At 68.5% G+C, this 18,562-nt stretch carries 15 protein-coding genes; 8 read left to right on the top strand and 7 right to left on the bottom strand.

The features are described from left to right. Nucleotides 1-41: 41 nt before the first annotated feature. The 6 genes from QTI33_RS06125 to serA all read right to left on the bottom strand — a co-directional run bounded on the left by QTI33_RS06125 (nucleotide 42) and on the right by serA (nucleotide 8,011). The gene (locus tag QTI33_RS06125; RefSeq protein ID WP_286504892.1) at nucleotides 42-1,091 is read right to left on the bottom strand and encodes a Tim44 domain-containing protein; all 1,050 of its coding nucleotides are present in this window, start codon (nucleotides 1,089-1,091) and stop codon (nucleotides 42-44) included. A 29-nt stretch (nucleotides 1,092-1,120) separates the two neighbouring features. Continuing rightward, the gene (gene ubiE, locus QTI33_RS06120) at nucleotides 1,121-1,852 is read right to left on the bottom strand and encodes a bifunctional demethylmenaquinone methyltransferase/2-methoxy-6-polyprenyl-1,4-benzoquinol methylase UbiE (protein WP_286504891.1); all 732 of its coding nucleotides are present in this window, start codon (nucleotides 1,850-1,852) and stop codon (nucleotides 1,121-1,123) included. Nucleotides 1,853-1,922: 70 nt separating this feature from the next. Further along, nucleotides 1,923-2,354 (bottom strand): gamma-butyrobetaine hydroxylase family protein, encoded by a 432-nt coding sequence (locus QTI33_RS06115; protein WP_286504890.1) that lies wholly within the window; start codon nucleotides 2,352-2,354, stop codon nucleotides 1,923-1,925. Further along, nucleotides 2,354-2,791 (bottom strand): HIT family protein, encoded by a 438-nt coding sequence (locus tag QTI33_RS06110; RefSeq protein ID WP_286505138.1) that lies wholly within the window; start codon nucleotides 2,789-2,791, stop codon nucleotides 2,354-2,356. Before QTI33_RS06110 ends, QTI33_RS06115 begins: the two co-directional genes overlap by 1 nt. A 5-nt stretch (nucleotides 2,792-2,796) precedes the next feature. Then, complete coding sequence (locus tag QTI33_RS06105) at nucleotides 2,797-6,684, bottom strand: DUF3683 domain-containing protein (RefSeq protein ID WP_286504889.1); 3,888 nt, start codon at nucleotides 6,682-6,684, stop codon at nucleotides 2,797-2,799. A gap of 97 nt (nucleotides 6,685-6,781) precedes the next feature. Beyond that, nucleotides 6,782-8,011 carry a phosphoglycerate dehydrogenase gene (gene serA / locus QTI33_RS06100; RefSeq protein ID WP_286504888.1) on the bottom strand — a complete coding sequence of 410 codons (1,230 nt, stop codon included), beginning with the start codon at nucleotides 8,009-8,011 and terminating at the stop codon, nucleotides 6,782-6,784. 185 nt (nucleotides 8,012-8,196) lie between these two features. On the opposite strand from serA, the gene ugpB reads away from it, so the two are divergent. The 6 genes from ugpB to QTI33_RS06070 all read left to right on the top strand — a co-directional run bounded on the left by ugpB (nucleotide 8,197) and on the right by QTI33_RS06070 (nucleotide 15,740). Further along, on the top strand, nucleotides 8,197-9,507 hold the full coding sequence (gene ugpB, locus QTI33_RS06095) for a sn-glycerol-3-phosphate ABC transporter substrate-binding protein UgpB (protein WP_286504887.1): 1,311 nt from the start codon (nucleotides 8,197-8,199) through the stop codon (nucleotides 9,505-9,507). Nucleotides 9,508-9,678: 171 nt separating this feature from the next. Next, the gene (gene ugpA / locus QTI33_RS06090; protein ID WP_286504886.1) at nucleotides 9,679-10,560 is read left to right on the top strand and encodes a sn-glycerol-3-phosphate ABC transporter permease UgpA; all 882 of its coding nucleotides are present in this window, start codon (nucleotides 9,679-9,681) and stop codon (nucleotides 10,558-10,560) included. Beyond that, on the top strand, nucleotides 10,560-11,411 hold the full coding sequence (gene ugpE, locus QTI33_RS06085) for a sn-glycerol-3-phosphate ABC transporter permease UgpE (RefSeq protein ID WP_286504885.1): 852 nt from the start codon (nucleotides 10,560-10,562) through the stop codon (nucleotides 11,409-11,411). The genes ugpA and ugpE overlap by 1 nt, the downstream gene beginning before the upstream one ends. A gap of 46 nt (nucleotides 11,412-11,457) precedes the next feature. Further along, on the top strand, nucleotides 11,458-12,465 hold the full coding sequence (gene ugpC, locus QTI33_RS06080) for a sn-glycerol-3-phosphate ABC transporter ATP-binding protein UgpC (RefSeq protein ID WP_286504884.1): 1,008 nt from the start codon (nucleotides 11,458-11,460) through the stop codon (nucleotides 12,463-12,465). Then, nucleotides 12,462-13,199 (top strand): glycerophosphodiester phosphodiesterase, encoded by a 738-nt coding sequence (gene ugpQ / locus QTI33_RS06075; RefSeq protein WP_286504883.1) that lies wholly within the window; start codon nucleotides 12,462-12,464, stop codon nucleotides 13,197-13,199. Before ugpC ends, ugpQ begins: the two co-directional genes overlap by 4 nt. Nucleotides 13,200-13,274: 75 nt before the next feature. Beyond that, nucleotides 13,275-15,740, top strand: coding sequence for a DUF3772 domain-containing protein (locus QTI33_RS06070; protein WP_286504882.1), 2,466 nt, complete (start codon nucleotides 13,275-13,277; stop codon nucleotides 15,738-15,740). Here QTI33_RS06070 and QTI33_RS06065 read toward each other — a convergent pair. After that, nucleotides 15,737-16,018 carry a hypothetical protein gene (locus QTI33_RS06065; protein ID WP_286504881.1) on the bottom strand — a complete coding sequence of 94 codons (282 nt, stop codon included), beginning with the start codon at nucleotides 16,016-16,018 and terminating at the stop codon, nucleotides 15,737-15,739. The genes QTI33_RS06070 and QTI33_RS06065 overlap by 4 nt on opposite strands. Nucleotides 16,019-16,099: 81 nt before the next feature. On the opposite strand from QTI33_RS06065, the gene hemA reads away from it, so the two are divergent. Next, nucleotides 16,100-17,383 carry a glutamyl-tRNA reductase gene (hemA, locus tag QTI33_RS06060; protein WP_286504880.1) on the top strand — a complete coding sequence of 428 codons (1,284 nt, stop codon included), beginning with the start codon at nucleotides 16,100-16,102 and terminating at the stop codon, nucleotides 17,381-17,383. Nucleotides 17,384-17,471: 88 nt separating this feature from the next. After that, entirely contained in the window at nucleotides 17,472-18,560 is a 1,089-nt protein-coding gene (prfA, locus tag QTI33_RS06055) for a peptide chain release factor 1 (protein WP_286504879.1), read from the top strand. Nucleotides 18,561-18,562 lie beyond the last annotated feature (2 nt).

Raw genomic sequence — 18,562 nt, 5'->3', positions numbered from 1 at the left:
TCTTGACCCGGTCTTGCGACCGGGCCAAGGGAAGTTCGCGTCTATTGCAGCGCTTGGACGCCAGCCACCAGCCAGCCGCTGCCGCCCTTGGTGTCCTTGGTCATGTTCCAGACTTCGCGGAACGGGCTCGGGCCCGAGGACATGTCCTCGCGGATCATGCCCGAGAACTCGACGCTGGCCAGGTAGGCGTCGGGCAGTTCCTCGATGCCGAGCAGCTTGGCGTCGAGCATCACGACCTCGGTCTTGTTCGGCTGGCCGCCGGTGTGGGTCTCGCGCTCGGCGAGCTGCTGGCGGATCTCGCCGACCATGCCGTCGGTCATCATGGAGCGCAGGGTGCCGATGTCGGCGCGGTCCCAGGCGTCCTGCAAGGTCACGAAGTTGCGCTTGGCCGCCGTCAGGAAGCCGTCGGCGTCGAAGCCCGTAGGGATGCCCCAGGACTGCGAGCCGGCCAGGGCCGAACCGATCATGCTGCCGCCCGCGGCGGCGGCACCGGCCATCGACGAGCCGCCCGGGCGGTCGGCCGGATGGTCGGCAGGGGACGCGCCGGCATCGAAGGCGGCGGCATTGCTCTCCCAGGGCCTGGCCGAGGCGTCGTTGCCGACGTTGCGCGGGCTGTACTGGGGCGGCGCGGTGGCATCGGCCGGGCTGCCCGCGCCCTGGAAGGCGAAGCCGCCGGCGCGCGGCGAGGCCGCGGCACGCGAGCGGGCCGCGAAGATGCGCCAGACCACCACCGCGGCCAGCACCAGCAGGCCGATCAGCAGGATGTTGCCGAAGGCAGCGCCAAGGCCGAGCGAATGAGCGAGCCAGGCCAGGCCCAGGCCGGCCGCGAGGCCGCCGAGCATGCCGGCCCAGGGGCGCTTGGGCGCCGCGGCGGCGGGCGCCGCCGGCGCCGGCTTGGCGGCCGTGGCGTTGTTCGCGGTCTGCGCCGGCGCGCCGGGCGTCGCAGGTGCGGCAGGCGGCGTCGCCTGGCGCTGCGTCACGTTGCTGGACTGGCGGCCGAACGACTTGCCGCCACCCATGCGGGCGGCACTGGCATCGATGCTCACGACAGCCAATGCGCACACCAGCAACAAGGACCCAAACTTCTTCATGACGTCTCCTCTTCGGCCAAAAAACAGCTTCAACACTTGATTCCAACATGCAGGGCGACCACGCCGCCCGTCATGTTGTGATAGTCCACATGCCCGAAACCGCCCTCCTTCATGAGGGTCTTGAGGTCTTCCTGGGCCGGATGCATGCGGATCGACTCGGCCAGGTAGCGGTAGCTGGCGTCGTCGCCCGCCACCACCTTGCCCAGGCGCGGCAGCACGCTGAACGAATACCAGTCGTAGGCCTTGCGCAGCGGCTTGGCGACCTTGGAGAATTCGAGCACCAGCAACTTGCCCCGCGGCTTCAGCACGCGGTTCATTTCCTTCAGCGCCGCGTCCTTGTGCGTCATGTTGCGCAGGCCGAAGGCGACGGTCACGACGTCGAAATGGTTGTCGGGGAACGGCAGCTTCTCGGCATCGCAGACCAGCGTGGGCAGGACCACGCCGGCGTCGAGCAGGCGGTCGCGGCCGGTGCGCAGCATGGCTTCGTTGATGTCGGTGTGGACCACCTCGCCGCTGGCTCCGACCTTTTTGGCGAAAGCCAGCGCCAGGTCGCCGGTGCCGCCGGCGATGTCCAGCACCTTCGATCCTTCGCCGACGTTGGCAACCATCACCGTATAGGCTTTCCAGGCACGGTGGAGGCCCATCGACATCAGGTCGTTCATGAGGTCGTAGCGCGAGGCGACCGAGTCGAAGACGCCGCGCACGCGCGTGGCCTTGTCGCTTTCGTCGACCGATTCGAATCCGAAATGGGTGGTGCTCATCCCTCCGATGTTAGGCCGGAAGCGCTCACCTCAAGCCGGATACCCCGCAAGGAATCCGGAATTTCGTTGCTCAGTGGCTGCCGCAGGCGTGTCCGCCGTGGCCGGAAGCCGCGGCCTTGTCGGCCATCGGCGCGTCGCGATCGACGCCGGCCGCGGCCAGGCGCTGTTCGTACGCCGCCCACAGCTCGGCCTCCCGCGCGCCCAGGTCGTAGAGCAGGTCCCACGAGAAAATGCCGCTGTCGTGGCCGTCGCTGAAGCTCGGCTGCACCGCGTAGTTGCCGACCGGCTGCAGGTCGACCAGCTCGACCTGGCGCTTGCCCGTCTGCAGCACCTCCTGGCCGGGCCCGTGGCCCTGCACCTCGGCCGAGGGCGAATAGATCCGCATCAGCTCGAACGGGATGCGGAAGGTCGCGCCGTCGGAAAAACCGACCTCCAGCACGCGCGACTGGCCATGCACCGTGATCGACTGGGGGGTCGGTGCGCCCGCCTGCAAACCTGCCATCAGAAACTCCTTGTCGCCAGATGCTGGATCATCTCGCGTTCCAGCGCCGGCAGTTGTTGCGCGATGGCCTGCTCGCGCTGCGGATCGGCCGCGCGCTGGGCCTCGGCCCACACGGGCGAAGGAAAGCGGCTGTCCCAGTCGAAGCGCGCGATCACGTGCCAATGCAGGTGCGGCACCATGTTGCCGAGGGCCGCCAGGTTGATCTTGGCCGGCGACAGGTGGGCGCGCAGGCCTTGCTCCACCACGGCCACGGCCTCCATGCAGAGGGCGCGGTCCTCGGGCGCCAGGTCGGACCATTCGGCCATGTGGTCGGCCCAGACCACCCGGTAGAAGCCCGGAAAGCCCGCCTCGCCCGCATGGATGACGCGCAGCTTGGCGCCCTGGAAGACCACGCGACCGCCCGGCTCGTCGCACAGCGGGCATCCCGCGACACGCAGCGCCGTCACACCAGCACGCGCTCGATGCCACCCTGGTTGGCGGCCGCGACATAGGCCGGCATCCAGTCGGCGCCGAGGATCTTGTTGGCCATCTCGACCACGATGTAGTCGGCTTCGAGCAGGCCGTTGTTGAGGTCGTTGCCGTAGCGGCTCAGGCCCTGCAGGCAGCTCGGGCAGCTGGTCAGGATCTTGACGTTGGCCTCGGGCGCGACCTTGCCGGCATCGCGCAGCGCAGCTTCGCCTTTCTTGAGCTCTTCTTCCTTGCGGAAGCGGATCTGCGTCGAGATGTCAGGACGCGTCACGCCCAGCGTGCCGGATTCGCCGCAGCAGCGGTCGTTCTTGAGCACGTTGTCGCCCACCAGCGCCTTCACGGTCTTCATCGGGTCCTGCAGCTTCATCGGCGTGTGGCAGGGGTCGTGATACAGGTAGCCGCCACCGCCCGCATCGCCGAGCGTGATGCCCTTCTCGAGCAGGTACTCGTGGATGTCGATGATCCGGCAGCCCGGGAAGATCTTGTCGAACTGGTAGCCCTGCAGCTGGTCGTAGCAGGTGCCGCAGCTCACCACCACGGTCTTGATGTCGAGGTAGTTGAGCGTGTTGGCGACGCGGTGGAAGAGCACCCGGTTGTCGGTGATCATCTTCTCGGCCTTGTCGTACTGGCCGCTGCCGCGCTGCGGGTAGCCGCAGCACAGGTAGCCCGGCGGCAGTACGGTCTGCACGCCCGCATGCCACAGCATCGCCTGGGTGGCGAGGCCGACCTGCGAGAACAGGCGCTCGGAGCCGCAGCCCGGGAAATAGAACACCGCCTCGGTCTCGGGCGTGGTCGCCTGCGGGTCGCGGATGATCGGGACGTAGTCGGCATCCTCGATGTCCAGCAGCGCCCGCGCGGTCTTCTTGGGCAGGCCGCCCGGCATCTTCTTGTTGATGAAGTGGATCACCTGCTCCTTGAGCGGCGCCGGGCCCAGCGTCGCTGGCGGGGCGGCGGTCTGCTTCTTCGCCAGGCCGCGCAGCAGGTCGTTGGCCATGCGCTGGGCCTTGAAACCGATGTCGACCATGCCGGTGCGCATCAGCTTGATGGTCTGCGGGCTGGTCGCGTTGAGGAAGAACATCGCCGCCGCATTGCCGGGCCGGAACGACTTCTGCCCCATCTTGCGCAGCAGGTTGCGCATGTTCATCGAGACGTCGCCGAAGTCGATGTTGACCGGGCACGGCGTCAGGCACTTGTGACACACGGTGCAGTGGTCGGCCACGTCCTCGAACTCCTCCCAATGCTTGATGCTGACGCCGCGGCGGGTCTGCTCCTCGTACAGGAAGGCCTCGACCAGCAGCGAAGTCGCGAGGATCTTGTTGCGCGGCGAATAGAGCAGGTTGGCGCGCGGCACGTGGGTGGCGCAGACCGGCTTGCACTTGCCGCAGCGCAGGCAGTCCTTGACGCTGTCGGCGATGGCGCCGATGTCGCTCTGCTGCATGATGATCGACTCGTGCCCCATCAGGCCGAAGCTCGGCGTGTAGGCGTTGGTCAGGTCGGCATGCAGCGCCCGCCCGTCGGGGCCGGCATGCGCGCTGCCGCGCAGCAGCTTGCCCTTGTTGAAGCGGCCTTCGGGATCGACCTTCTTCTTGTAGTCGGTGAAGGGCTGCAGTTCGGCGTCGCTCAGGAACTCGAGCTTGGTGATGCCGATGCCATGCTCGCCCGAGATCACGCCGTCGAGGCTGCGCGCCAGCGCCATGATGCGCACCACCGCCGCATGCGCGGTCTGCAGCATCTCGTAGTTGTCGCTGTTGACCGGGATGTTGGTGTGGACGTTGCCGTCGCCGGCATGCATGTGCAGCGCGATCCAGACCCGGCCCTTGAGGACCTGCTGGTGGATGTCGTTGCAGGCCGCCAGGATCGGCGCGAACTCGGCGCCGGTGAAGATCGCCGCCAGCGGCTCGCGCAGCTGGGTCTTCCAGCTGGCGCGCAGCGCGTGGTCCTGCAGTTGCGGGAACAGGGCCTGGACCTGGTCGAGCCAGCCCTGCCACAGGGCGCGGACCTCGCGCACCAGCGCCAGCCCTTCGCCCACGCGGCCTTCCAGCAGCTCGGCGGCCGGCACGTCGTTGGCGTCCTCGCGCTTGCCCAGCGGCAGGTTGCCGCGGGCAAGGAAATCCTCCAGCGCATCGGCCAGCGCGATCTTGTTCTGCAGCGACAGCTCGATGTTGATGCGCTCGATGCCGTCGGTGTACTCGGCCATCCGCGGCAGCGGGATCACCACGTCCTCGTTGATCTTGAAGGCGTTGGTGTGCCGGCTGATGGCCGCCGTGCGCTTGCGGTCGAGCCAGAACTTCTTGCGCGCCTCGGGGCTGATGGCGATGAAGCCTTCGCCGCTGCGCGAGTTGGCGATGCGCACCACCTCGGAGGTGACGCGCGCCACCGTGTCGGCGTCGTCGCCGGCGATGTCGCCGAACAGCACCATCTTCGGCAGGCCGCCGTGGCGCTTGGACTTGGTCGCATAGCCGACCGCCTTGAGGTAGCGGTCGTCCAGGTGCTCCAGCCCCGCCAGCAGCACGCCCGAGCGCTTCTGCTCGGCGAACATGAAGTCCTTGATCTCGACGATGCTGGGCACCGCGTCCTTGGCATTGCCGAAGAACTCCAGGCACACGGTGCGGGTGTGGGCCGGCATGCGGTGCACGATCCAGCGGCAGCTGGTGATCAGGCCGTCGCAGCCTTCCTTCTGGATGCCGGGCAGGCCCGAGAGGAACTTGTCGGTCACGTCCTTGCCCAGGCCTTCCTTGCGGAAGGTCTTGCCGGGGATCTCGAGCCGCTCGGTGCGCAGTGGCGTCTTGCCGTCGGCGGCGAAGTACTGCAACTCGAACACGGCGCTCTCGGCGTCGTGGATCTTGCCGAGGTTGTGGCCGATGCGCGTGACCTCGAGCCATTCGGCGTCGGGCGTGACCATGCGCCAGGAGGCCAGGTTGTCGAGCGCGGTGCCCCACAGCACCGCCTTTTTGCCGCCGGCGTTCATCGCCACGTTGCCGCCCACGCACGAGGCCTCGGCCGAGGTCGGGTCGACCGCGAACACGAAGCCGCCGCGCTCGGCCGCATCGGCCACCCGCTGCGTGACCACGCCGGCCTCGGTCCAGATGGTCGCCACCGGGGCGTCGAGCCCCGGCAGCGGGCGCATCTCGACCTCGGTCATGGCTTCGAGCTTCTCGGTGTTGATGACCGCGCTGTTCCAGGTGAGCGGGATGGCGCCGCCGGTGTAGCCGGTGCCGCCGCCGCGCGGCACGATGGTCAGGCCGAGCTCGATGCAGCCCTTGACCAGGCCCGCCATCTCGACCTCGGTGTCGGGCGTCAGCACCACGAACGGGTATTCGACCCGCCAGTCGGTGGCGTCGGTCACGTGCGACACGCGCGACAGGCCGTCGAACTTGATGTTGTCCTTGGCCGTGACCCGGCGCAGCGCCCGGGTGGCCTTGCGCCGCAGCGCGGCGACGTCGCGGAACATGGCGTCGAAGGCGGTCACCGCCTGCGCCACCAGGTCGGTCAGCTCGCCGACCGAGACGTCGCGCTGGGCGTCGCTGGCGGGCGTGCGGCGCTTCTGCACCTCGCCCAGGCGGTGGTTGAGCGCCTCGACCAATTGGCCGCGCCGGCGCGGGTTGTCCAGCAGGTCGTCGACCAGGTAGGGATTGCGCTGGACCACCCAGATGTCGCCCAGCACCTCGTAGAGCATCCGGGCCGAGCGGCCGGTGCGGCGCTCGGAGCGCAGGCTCTGCAGCAGTTCCCAGCCGCGCTCGCCCAACAGGCGAATGACGATCTCGCGATCGGAGAAGCTGGTGTAGTTGTAGGGGATCTCACGCAGTCGCGCGGGCTCTGCGGCCTGCGACAACAACGCCGTCAACGCGGTCGGAGCATTCATCGGGGAGTGGCCTCGGTCGGGCGCTGCGCGCCCATCAACCAGGGGTGGGGATTTTAAGGCAGCACCGGCCGGCGTGCGGCGCCAGGGGCATCCGCCCCTAGAAGAGGACCCGGCTGCGGATCGTGCCGGGCACCTTGGCCAGCTTCTCGAGCGCGAGGTCGGACGAGGCGGCGTCGATGTCGGTCACCACGTAGCCGACCTTTTCGTTGGTCTGCAGGAACTGCGAGGCGATGTTGATCTGGTTGTCCGAGAAGATCCGGTTGATCTCCGACAGCACGCCCGGCACGTTGCGGTGCACGTGCAGCAGCCGGTGCTTGCCCGGGTGCGCCGGCAGCGCCACCTCGGGGAAGTTCACGGACGAGGTCGAGGTGCCGTTGTCGCTGTACTTCACCAGCTTTTCGGCCACCTCGAGGCCGATGTTGGCCTGGGCTTCCATGGTGGAGCCGCCGATGTGCGGCGTGAGGATGACGTTGTCGAGCCCGCGCAGCGGCGACTGGAACTCGTCCTTGTTGCTGCGCGGCTCGACCGGGAAGACGTCGACCGCGGCGCCCAGCAGCTTCCTGGCCTTGAGCGCCTCGGCCAGCGGCTCGATCTCGACCACCGTGCCGCGCGAGGCGTTGATCAGGATCGCGCCGGGCTTCATGGCGGCGATCTCGGCGGCGCCGATCATCCATTGCGTGGCCTGGGTCTCGGGCACGTGCAGGCTCACGATGTCGCTCTGCGCCAGCAGGTCGGGCAGCAGCCGCACCTGGCGCGCATTGCCCAGCGGCAGCTTGGTGACGACGTCGAAGAAGGCGACCTGCATGCCGAGCGCCTCGGCCAGCACCGACAGCTGGGCGCCGATCGAGCCGTAGCCGACGATGCCGAGCGTCTTGCCGCGGATCTCGAAGGCGTTGTCGGCCGACTTGAGCCAACCGCCGCGGTGGGCGACGGCGCTCTTCTCGGGCACGCCGCGCAGCAGCAGGATGGCCTCGGCCAGCACCAGTTCGGCGACCGAGCGGGTATTGGAATAAGGGGCGTTGAAGACCGCCACGCCGTGTTCGCGCGCGGCTTCCAGGTCGACCTGGTTGGTGCCGATGCAGAAGCAGCCCACGGCCACCAGCTTCTGGGCCTCGGCGAACACCTCGGCGGTCAGCTGCGTGCGCGAGCGGATCCCGAGGAAGTGGACGTCGGCGACGCGGGCCTTGAGCTCGGCGTCCGGCAGAGCGCCCGGGAGCGACTCGATGTGGCTGTAGCCGGCGGCCCGCAGCACCTCGACGGCCGAAGGGTGGATGCCCTCGAGCAGGAGAAACTTGATCTTGCTTTTGTCGAGTGAAGTCTTGCTCATTCCGGCGGCCAGGAAGTCGGGGGACGATGCTAGCATGGTGCGCCGCAGCATGCAGAGCCTGCCGCGGCGCACCAAAAGGGTTTCCCCCGTTGGTGGAGGCTGGGCCGCGCGCCAAGAATATGTGACGCTGTCGTGTCATACGCGCGACCTAGCATCCGCGCTTTCATTTCCCCTCAGGAGTCTTCATGCGATTCAAAACGCTCGCCATGGCATCGGCGCTGGCCGCAACGCTTTCCACATCCGCGTTGGCACAGACCGAGATCCAATGGTGGCATTCCATGACCGCCGTCAACGGCGAATGGGTCAACGACCTGGCCAAGCAATTCAACGAGAGCCAGAAGGAATTCAAGATCGTGCCGACCTACAAGGGCCAGTACGACGAATCGATGACCGCCGCCGTCGCCGCCTTCCGGGCCGGCAACGCGCCGCACATCCTGCAGGTGTTCGAGGTCGGCACGGCGACCATGATGGCCAGCAAGGGCGCCATCGTCCCGGTCGGCCAGGTCATGAAGGACGCCGGCGAGAAGTTCGACCCCAGCGGCTACATCCCCGCGGTGGCCGGCTACTACACGGCGCCCAGCGGCCAGATGCTGAGCTTCCCGTTCAACAGTTCGACCACCATCTTCTACTTCAACAAGGACGCCTTCAAGGCGGCCGGCCTGCCCACCGACAAGGCGCCCGCCACCTGGCCCGAGGTGGTGGCCGCCGCGGCCAAGCTCAAGGCCAGCGGCCACAAGTGCCCGTTCACGACCGCCTGGCAGAACTGGACCCAGCTCGAGAGCTTCTCGGCCTGGCACAACGTCGAGTTCGCGACCAAGAACAACGGCTTGTCCGGCCTGGACACCCGCCTGAAGGTCAATTCGCCGCTGCACCAGCGCCACATCGAGAACCTCGCGAGCATGGCCAAGCAGGGCCTGTTCATCTACAAGGGCCGCGGCAACGTGCCCGAGGCTTCGTTCGTGTCGGGCGAGTGCGCCATGATCGCCACCTCGTCGGGCTTCTACGGCAACGTGGCCAAGAACGCCAAGTTCGCCTACGGCCTGACCGCGCTGCCCTACTACCCCGACGTTCCGGGCGCACCGCAGAACACGGTCATCGGCGGCGCCAGCCTGTGGGTGATGGCGGGCAAGAAGTCCGAGGAGTACAAGGGCATCGCCAAGTTCTTCAGCTTCATCTCGACGCCTGAAGTGCAGTCGGCCAGCCACAAGCGCACCGGCTACCTGCCGATCACCACGGCCGCCTACCAGCTGACCGACAAGTCCGGCTTCTACAAGGAGAACCCGGGCACCGACGTCGCCGTGACCCAGATGATCCGCAAGGTGACCGACAAGAGCCGCGGCATCCGCCTGGGCAACTACGTCCAGATCCGCGCCATCGAGGACGAAGAGCTCGAACAGGTCTGGAGCGGCAAGAAGACGGCCAAGGAAGCGCTCGACGCCATCGTGACGCGCGGCAACGAGCAATTGGAAAAATTCCAGAAAGCCAACAAGGGCTGACAAGGGTTGGCGCCCTCGCAGCCCTTCCGGCACAAGACGGCACCCCTCCCAACCCTCCCCGCCAAGCGGGGAGGGCTCCTGTCGGCGGTGGTGGATCGCACGGTTGAGACACAGTTAGACTCGCAGCCCCGCCGGGCATAAGAATCGGCGGGGTTTCTTTTTGAGGGATTCATGGAAAAACGCGTCGTCTTTCGCTCGGGCTGGCTGCCGTGGGCGCTGCTCGCGCCGCAGATGATCGTCATCGTCGTGTTCTTTTTCTGGCCGGCCAGCCAGGCGCTGATGCAGTCGATGCAGATGCAGGACGCCTTCGGCACCTCGACCGAATGGGTGGGCCTCGACAACTTCAAGCAGTTGTTCGCCGACCCGAAGTACATCGAGTCTTTTGAGACCACGGCGCTGTTCTCGATCCTGGTCGCCTTCTTCGGACTCACGATCTCGCTGGTGCTGGCCGTCTTCGCGGACCGCGTCGTGCGCGGGGCGATGATCTACAAGACGCTGCTGATCCTGCCGTACGCGGTGGCACCCGCCGTCGCCGCGGTGCTGTGGGTCTTCATGTTCTCGCCCTCGCTGGGCGTGGTCGCGTATGCGCTCGCCAAGGTCGGCATCGACTGGAACCACCTGCTCAACTCGACCCACGCCATGACCTTGATCGTCATGGCGGCGGTCTGGAAGCAGATCTCCTACAACTTCCTGTTCTTCCTGGCCGGCCTGCAGTCGATCCCCAAGTCGCTGATCGAGGCGGCCGCCATCGACGGCGCCGGACCCTGGCGCCGCTTCTGGACCGTGCAGTTCCCGCTGCTGTCGCCGACCACCTTCTTCCTGCTGGTGATCAACGTGGTCTACGCCTTCTTCGACACCTTCGCGATCGTCGATGCCGCCACCCAGGGCGGACCGGGCCGGGCCACCTCGATCCTGGTCTACAAGGTCTACTACGACGGCTTCAAGGCGATGGACCTCGGCGGCTCGGCCGCGCAGTCGGTGGTGCTGATGGCGATCGTCGTGGTTCTCACGGTCGTTCAGTTCCGCTACGTCGAAAAGAAGGTGAACTACTGATGGTCGAGCGAAACCCCTCCCTGGGCATCCTGGCCCACGCCGTGATGATCTTCGGCGTGCTGATCGTCGCCTTCCCGCTCTACCTCGCGTTCGTCGCATCGAGCCACACGGCGCAGGAGATCGTGCAGGCACCGATGCCGCTTTTGCCCGGCGGCCACCTCTGGGAGACCTACAAGTCGGCCCTGTTCGGCCGCACGGCCGGCGCCGGCTCGACCGCGCCGGTGGCGCGCATGATGTGGGTCAGCCTGGTGACGGCGCTGGTCATCACCTTCGGCAAGATCGCGATCTCGCTGCTGTCGGCGTTCGCGGTCGTGTACTTCCGCTTTCCGTTCAAGTCGCTGTGCTTCTGGGCCATCTTCATCACGCTGATGCTGCCGGTCGAGGTCCGCATCGGCCCGACCTACCAGGTGGTGTCGGACCTCGGCATGCTCAACAGCTACGCCGGCCTGACGATTCCGCTGATCGCCTCGGCGACCGCGACCTTCCTGTTCCGGCAGTTCTTCCTGACCGTGCCCGACGAGCTGATCGAGGCCGCCCGCATGGACGGCGCCGGTCCGATGCGCTTCTTCTGGGACGTGCTGCTGCCGCTGTCGAAGACCTCGATCGCTGCGCTGTTCGTGATCCAGTTCATCTACGGCTGGAACCAGTACCTGTGGCCGCTGCTCGCGACCACCACCGAGGACATGTACCCGGTGGTGATCGGCATCAAGCGCATGATCGCCGGCGGCGACGGCCAGAACGAATGGAACATCGTGATGGCGACCGCGCTGCTGGCGATGCTGCCGCCGGCGCTGGTGGTGATCCTGATGCAGAAGTGGTTCGTCAAGGGCCTGGTGGACACCGAGAAGTGACTCGCCCGCCCTCCCCGGTCCACCCCATGCATTCAACTGACTAGATATGGCTGCTCTCTCACTTCGCAACGTCATCAAGCGCTACGGCCACGGCCCGAAAGCCAACCAGGTCATCCACGGCGTCAGCGCCGAGATCCCCGACCACGAGTTCATCGTCATCGTCGGCCCCTCGGGCTGCGGCAAGTCGACCCTGCTGCGCATGGTCGCGGGCCTGGAAGAGGTCAGCGCCGGCGAGATCCGCATCGGCGACCGGGTGGTCAACAACCTCGAGCCCTCGGAGCGGGACATCGCGATGGTGTTCCAGAACTACGCGCTCTACCCGCACATGACGGTGTTCGACAACATGGCCTATGGCCTGAAGATCGCCAAGGTGCCGGTGCCGGAGATCAAGACCCGGGTCGACAAGGCGGCCGGCATTCTCGAGCTCGGCCATCTGCTCGCGCGCAAGCCGCGCGAGCTCTCGGGCGGCCAGCGCCAGCGCGTCGCCATGGGCCGCGCGATCGTGCGCCAGCCGAAGGTCTTCCTGTTCGACGAGCCGCTGTCGAACCTGGACGCCAAGCTGCGCGCCCAGACCCGCCTCGAGATCCAGAAGCTGCACCGCGAGCTCGGCATCACCTCGCTCTTCGTCACCCACGACCAGGTCGAGGCCATGACGCTGGCCGAGCGGATCATCGTGATGAACGGCGGCGTGATGGACCAGTTCGCCACGCCCGAGGAGGTCTATTCGCGTCCCGCCACCACCTTCGTCGCCAGCTTCATCGGCTCGCCGCCGATGAACCTGCTGCGGCACGCACCCGGCGTGCGTCCCGGCATGATCCTCGGCATCCGGCCCGAGCACCTGAGCCTCGATGCCAACGGCTGGTCGGTGCAGGTCGAGCATGTCGAGCTGCTGGGCGCCGAGCGGCTGATCTACGGCCGCATCGGCGAGGAGCAGCTGATCATGCGGGTCGACGAAGGCCAGGCGCCGCCGGCCGCCGGCGACACCGTCAAGATCGCAGCCCGGCAGGACAAGCTGCACTGGTTCGACGCCGGCTCCGGAAAACGAAGCGCATGACCGGCTGGCCCTATCCGCGCTGGATCGCCCATCGCGGTGCCGGCAAGCTGGCGCCGGAAAACACGCTGGCGGCCTTCCGCCTCGGTGCCGCGTATGGCTTCCGGATGTTCGAGTGCGACGCCAAGCTGAGCGCCGACGGCGTGCCCTTCCTGCTGCACGACGCCACGCTCGAGCGCACCAGCAACGGCCGCGGGGTCGCCGGCGAGCTGCCATGGACGGACCTGTCGCAGCTCGATGCCGGCGCCTGGCACTCCCGCCGCTACGCCGGCGAGCCGCTGGCCAGCCTGGAGGGCCTGATCCGCTTCTGCCAGGCCAACCGGCATGCGCTCAACATCGAGATCAAGCCGACACCGGGCACCGAGCGCCGCACCGGCGAACTCGTCGCCAGCCACGCGGCGCGGCTCTGGACCGACGCGACCCAACCGCCCCCCTTCCTGACCTCCTTCGCGCCGGACGCCCTGCGCGGCGCCCTCGCCACCCAGCCCGGGCTGCCGCGCGGCCTGCTGCTGGACACGCTCACCACGGGCTGGCTCGACACCGCGCTCGAGCTCGGCTGCGTGGCGGTGGTCTGCAACTACGCGCTGTGGGACGCCGCCACCGTGGCGCAGGTGCACGCCGCCGGCCTGCGCGCGCTGAGCTACACCGTGAACGACGAATGGGCGGCCGAACGGCTGCTCGCGCTCGGCACCGATGGCATCATCACCGACCGCGTCGATCGCTTCAGTCCGGCCTGAAGGCCGGCCCGGCGCCGGCCCGAGCGCGCCCTCGGCCGACTTCGATCCGGCCCGCCGGCTTCTATGATGAAGGCCATGCGCTGGCTCCCCCGTCTCCCGGCCCTCCTGCTGGCTGTCGCGCTGTGCGGCAGCGTCGCCTGGGCACAGGGCCCCGCAGCGCCCGAGTCCTCCCCGACGGTGGCCTCGCTGCGCAGCCAGCTCGAAGCGATCCCGGCCACGGTGGAGACCAGCGCCGACGTGCGCGGCATGGTCGAGCAGCTCAACGCCATCAGCATCGCGACCGACAAGTTCATCGCCGCGCGCACCGGCGAGCTCAACGACATGAACGCGCGGCTCGGCGAACTCGGCAACGCGCCCGCGGCAGGCACCACCGAGAACCCCGACATCACCCGCCGCCGGACGGCGCTGACCCGGGATCGCAACGCGCTGGATGCCGACATCCGGCTGGCACGGCTGGTGTCGGTGGATGCGCAGCAACGCGCCAACGAGCTGCTGAGCAAGCGCCGCGCCCTGTTCGAGGCCCAGCTGACCGAGCGCGCGCCCTCGCCGCTCGGGCGGGAATTCTGGGAGGACATCGCCGACGCCTGGTCCGGCGACGTCGCGCGGCTCGGGCGGCTGGGCGCCGAGTTCGAAAGCGGCTTCGAGACCGCGCACGGCCCGGGCCACGCCGCCCCGGTGCTGGGCACGCTGGCCGCTGCCCTGCTGCTGGCGCTGCTGGGCAACTGGCTGGCCGAGCGGGCCCTGGCCCGGTTCGCCGCGCGCTTCCTGCCACCCGGGCGCCTGCGGCGCTCGCTGCTGGTGATCGCGATAGTGACCACCAACATGGTGCTGGTCGGCGTGGCCGCGCAAGGTGCTTTCTCGGTGTTCGACAACCATGGCGTCTGGGGCCCGCAGACCCGCAAGCTGGCGCAGGGCGTGGTCCAGTCCAGCATCTTCATCGCCTTCGTGGTCGGGCTCGGGCGCGCGCTGCTGTCCAACGGCCGTCCCTCGTGGCGGTTACCGCCGATCTCCGACCCGATGGCGCAACGGCTCGCGCCCTTCCCCTGGATCATGGCGATGGTGGCGATCGTGGTGTGGGCGCCGACCCAGGTCAACGCCGTGGTCGAGGCCAGCTTCGCCGCCGTGGTCGCCACCCACGTGATGACGGCCCTGATCCTGACCGGCATGATCGGCGCGATGCTGCTGCGCCTGCACGGCGCGCCGGTGGCCGAGCCGCCCGCGGCGGCGCCGCCGAAGGAAGCCCCGCCAGGCCCGGCACCGGCCGCCGACGCGCCCGAACCCGCCAAGGGCAGCCTGGACGAGCGGCCGATGTGGGTCGGCGTGCTGCTCGCCGCCGTGACGTTGATCCTGATCGGCATCTGGGTGCTGGTGGCGATCGGCTACGTCGCGATGGCGAGCTTCCTGGCCAGCCAGCTCACCTGGGCCGGCATCGTGGCCGCGGCCTTCTACGTGCTGTTCAAGTTCGCCGACGACCTGTTCGTGGCGGTGGTGTCGTCGCGCAGCAATTTCGGCCAGCGCCTTCAATTGAGCTTCGGCCTGGAGCCGCGCACGCTCGACCAGGCGGCGGTGGTGCTGTCCGGCCTGAGCCGCGTGATTTTGTTCTTCTACATGGTGATCGCGCTCGCCACGCCCCTGGGGACCAGCCCCGGCGAGGTCTACCAGCGCAGCGGCAAGTTCGGCAGCGGCGTCAAGATCGGCGAGATCCAGCTGGTGCCCGGGGCGATCATCAGCGCCGTCACGGTGCTGGTGGTCGGCTTCATCGCGCTGCGGGTGGTCAAGCGCTGGCTGGAGCAGCGCTACCTGCCGCATACCGGCCTCGAGCCCGGGATGCAGAGCTCGATCACCACCCTGCTCGGCTACGTCGGCGGGATCATGGTGGTCGCCTTCGGGCTCTCGGCGCTGGGCATCGGCATCGAGCGCATCGCGTGGGTGGCGAGCGCGCTGTCGGTCGGCATCGGCTTCGGGCTGCAGGCCATCGTGCAGAACTTCATCTCGGGCCTGATCCTGCTGGCCGAGCGGCCGGTCAAGGTCGGCGACTGGGTGGTGCTGGGCAATGCCGAGGGGGACGTGCGCCGCATCAACGTGCGCGCCACCGAGATCCAGCTGGGCGACCGCTCCACCATGATCGTGCCGAACTCCGAGTTCATCACCAAGACCGTGCGCAACATGACCCTCGCCAATGCCGAGGGACGGGTGCTGATTCGCCTGCCGATGCCGCTCACGACCCACGCGACGCGGGCCCGGGAAGTCATCCTGGCGGCCTTCGCCGACCACCCCGGCGTGCTGGCCAGCCCCGCCCCCTCGGTCACGCTCGAGGGCGTGGAGGTGGGATTCCTGATCTTCCAGGCCGTCGCCTACGTGCAAAGCCCCCGGCTGGCCGGCGGCGTGCGCAGCGACGTGCTGTTCGCCATGCTGGACGGCCTGCGCGCGGCCGACCTGCCGATGGCGGCCTATCCCGGGGCGTCCCCCTATCCGGGTGCGCCCGGTGCACCGGCAGCCGTGGCACCGCCGCCGCCGGTTCTTCCGGGTCTGGCGACCTAGGAACGGCGCCAGCTGCCCGCCAGCAGCCACTGGCTGGTGGCGCAGGCCAGCACCAGGGCGGCGTAGGTCGCCATCTTGCCGTCATGGCCGAAAAAGACCAGCCCGCCCGCCAGCACGGCCACGCCCACTATGAAATTGATAGCACCCTGGCGCCACCAGGACAGCGTTCTCGCGGCCTTTCGCATCGTCAGCCGGCCCAGCAGCGCGCAGAGGAAGCCGACCGCGAAGGCCGGCGCGACGAAATTGAGCAGGTGGTTGAAAAGGTCCAGCGGTGCCATGTCAGGGGATCGCCGATCGGATTGCGGCCTTTTTTCGGGCCGCGGGTGGTCCGGGCCTTGCCCATTTTATAATCAGCGGCTATGTCAGTCTGGGCCCTCGGCTTGAACCACACGACCGCGCCGCTCGACCTGCGCGGTCGTTTCGCGTTCGCCATCGACCAGATCGCCCCGACGCTGCACAGCCTGCGCCACTCTTTCGGCTCGAACCGCCATCCCGGTGTCGAGGCCGCGATCATCTCCACCTGCAACCGCACCGAGATCTATTGCGCCGCCGACCAGATCGCGCTCGAGCACACGGTCGACTGGCTGGCCCACAGCGGCGGCGTCTCGCCGGCCCTGCTGCGCTCGCACGCCTACACCCTGCACGACGACCATGCCGCGCGCCACGCCTTCCGGGTCGCGAGCGGGCTCGATTCGATGGTCCTCGGCGAGCCCCAGATCCTCGGCCAGATGAAGGACGCCGTTCGCGCCGCCGAAACCGCCGGCGCCCTCGGCAGCACCCTGAACCAGTTGTTCCAGCGCTCCTTCGCGGTCGCCAAGGAAGTGCGCACCGCGACCGAGATCGGCGCCCATTCGATCAGCATGGCCGCCGCCGCCGTGCGCCTGGCCGGCCAGCTGTTCGAGGACCTGCAGCACACCCGCGTGCTGTTCATCGGCGCCGGCGAGATGATCGACCTGGCGGCGACGCACTTCGCAGCCCGCCAGCCCAAGTCCATCGTGATCGCCAACCGCACGCTGGAGCGCGGCGAGAAGCTGGCCTCGCGCTTCGGCGGCGAGGCGATGCGGCTGGCCGACCTGCCGGCGCGGCTGGCCGAGTTCGACATCGTCGTGAGCTGCACCGCCAGCACGCTGCCGCTGATCGGCCTGGGCGCGGTCGAGCGCGCGCTCAAGGTGCGCCGGCACCGCCCGATGTTCATGGTCGACCTGGCGGTGCCGCGCGACATCGAACCCGAAGTGAAGGCGCTCGAAGACGTCTATCTCTACACGGTGGACGACCTCGCGCAGGTGGTGCAGCAGGGCCACGCCAACCGGCAGGCCGCCGTGGCGCAGGCCGAGGTCATCATCGATGCCGGCGTCCAGAGCTTCATGCACTGGCTCGACCAGCGCGGCACGGTGCCGCTGATCCGCCAGCTCAACGCCCAGACCGACGAATGGCGCGCCACCGAGCTGGCCCGCGCGCGCAAGCTGCTGGCCCGGGGCGAAGACGTCGACGCGGTGCTCGAAGCCCTGTCGCGCGGCCTGACGCAGAAGATGCTGCACGGCGCGATGGCCGAGCTGCATGCCGGCGATGCCGCCGCGCGCGAGCAGACGGCGCAGACGATCTCGCGCCTGTTCCTGCGCAACGAACCGCGCAAAGAGCGTTAGCGACGCTGGTCGTCCCGGCGGCACCGCGTGCCGCCACGCCCGCCGCCGCGCACCGGCTGCGCCCCTCCCTTCGCAACGCCCCTTTCCCGTGAAACCCTTCCTGCGTCACCAACTCGAGCGCTACGCCCAACGCCTGGCCGAACTCGACTTCCTGCTCTCGCGCGAGGACATCATGTCCGACATGGCGCAGTACCGCACCATCTCGCGCGAGCATGCCGAGGTGACACAGGTGGCCGGCCGCTACAGCCGCTACCTGCAGCGCGAGGCCGACCTGGCCAGCGCCCGCGAGATGCTCGACGAACCCGAGATGGCCGAGATGGCGCGCGAAGAGATCGCCGCCGCCGAGGCCGAGCTGCTGCAGCTCGACGACGAACTGCAGCGCCTGCTGCTGCCCAAGGACCCGGACGACGCCCGCAACGCCTTCCTCGAAATCCGCGCCGGCACCGGCGGCGACGAATCGGCGCTGTTCGCCGGCGACCTGCTGCGCATGTACACGCGCTACGCCGAGCGCACCGGCTGGCGCTGCGAGATCGTCAGCGAAAGCGAGAGCGAGCTCGGCGGCTACAAGGAAGTCGTGATCCGGATCGTCGGCGACGACGTGTTCGGCAAGCTGCGCTTCGAATCCGGTGGCCACCGGGTGCAGCGCGTGCCGGCGACGGAAACGCAGGGGCGCATCCACACCAGCGCCTGCACGGTGGCCGTGCTGGCCGAGCCCGACGAGGCCCAGGCGGTGCAGATCAACCCGGCCGACCTGCGCATCGACACCTACCGCGCCAGCGGCGCCGGCGGCCAGCACATCAACAAGACCGACTCGGCGGTGCGCATCACCCACATCCCGACCGGCATCGTGGCCGAATGCCAGGACGACCGCAGCCAGCACCGCAACAAGGCCAAGGCGCTGCAGGTGCTGTCGGCCCGGATCCAGGAAAAGGACCGCAGCGAGCGCGCCGCCAAGGACGCCGCCATGCGCAAGGGCCTGATCGGCACCGGCGACCGCTCCGACCGCATCCGCACCTACAACTTCCCCCAGGGCCGGCTCACCGACCACCGCATCAACCTCACGCTCTACAAGCTGCTGGCGATCATGGAGGGCGACCTCGGCGACGTGCTGGCGGCGCTGCAGGCGGCGCGCGAAGCCGAACAGCTGGCCGAACTCGAAGCCAGCCTGCCCGCGTGACC

The organism is Variovorax davisae (genome assembly GCF_030316845.1).
Lineage (GTDB): Bacteria > Pseudomonadota > Gammaproteobacteria > Burkholderiales > Burkholderiaceae_C > Variovorax > Variovorax davisae.
The sequence above is the reverse complement of the archived record's forward strand: the minus strand, read 5'-3'. Positions and strand labels throughout refer to the sequence as shown.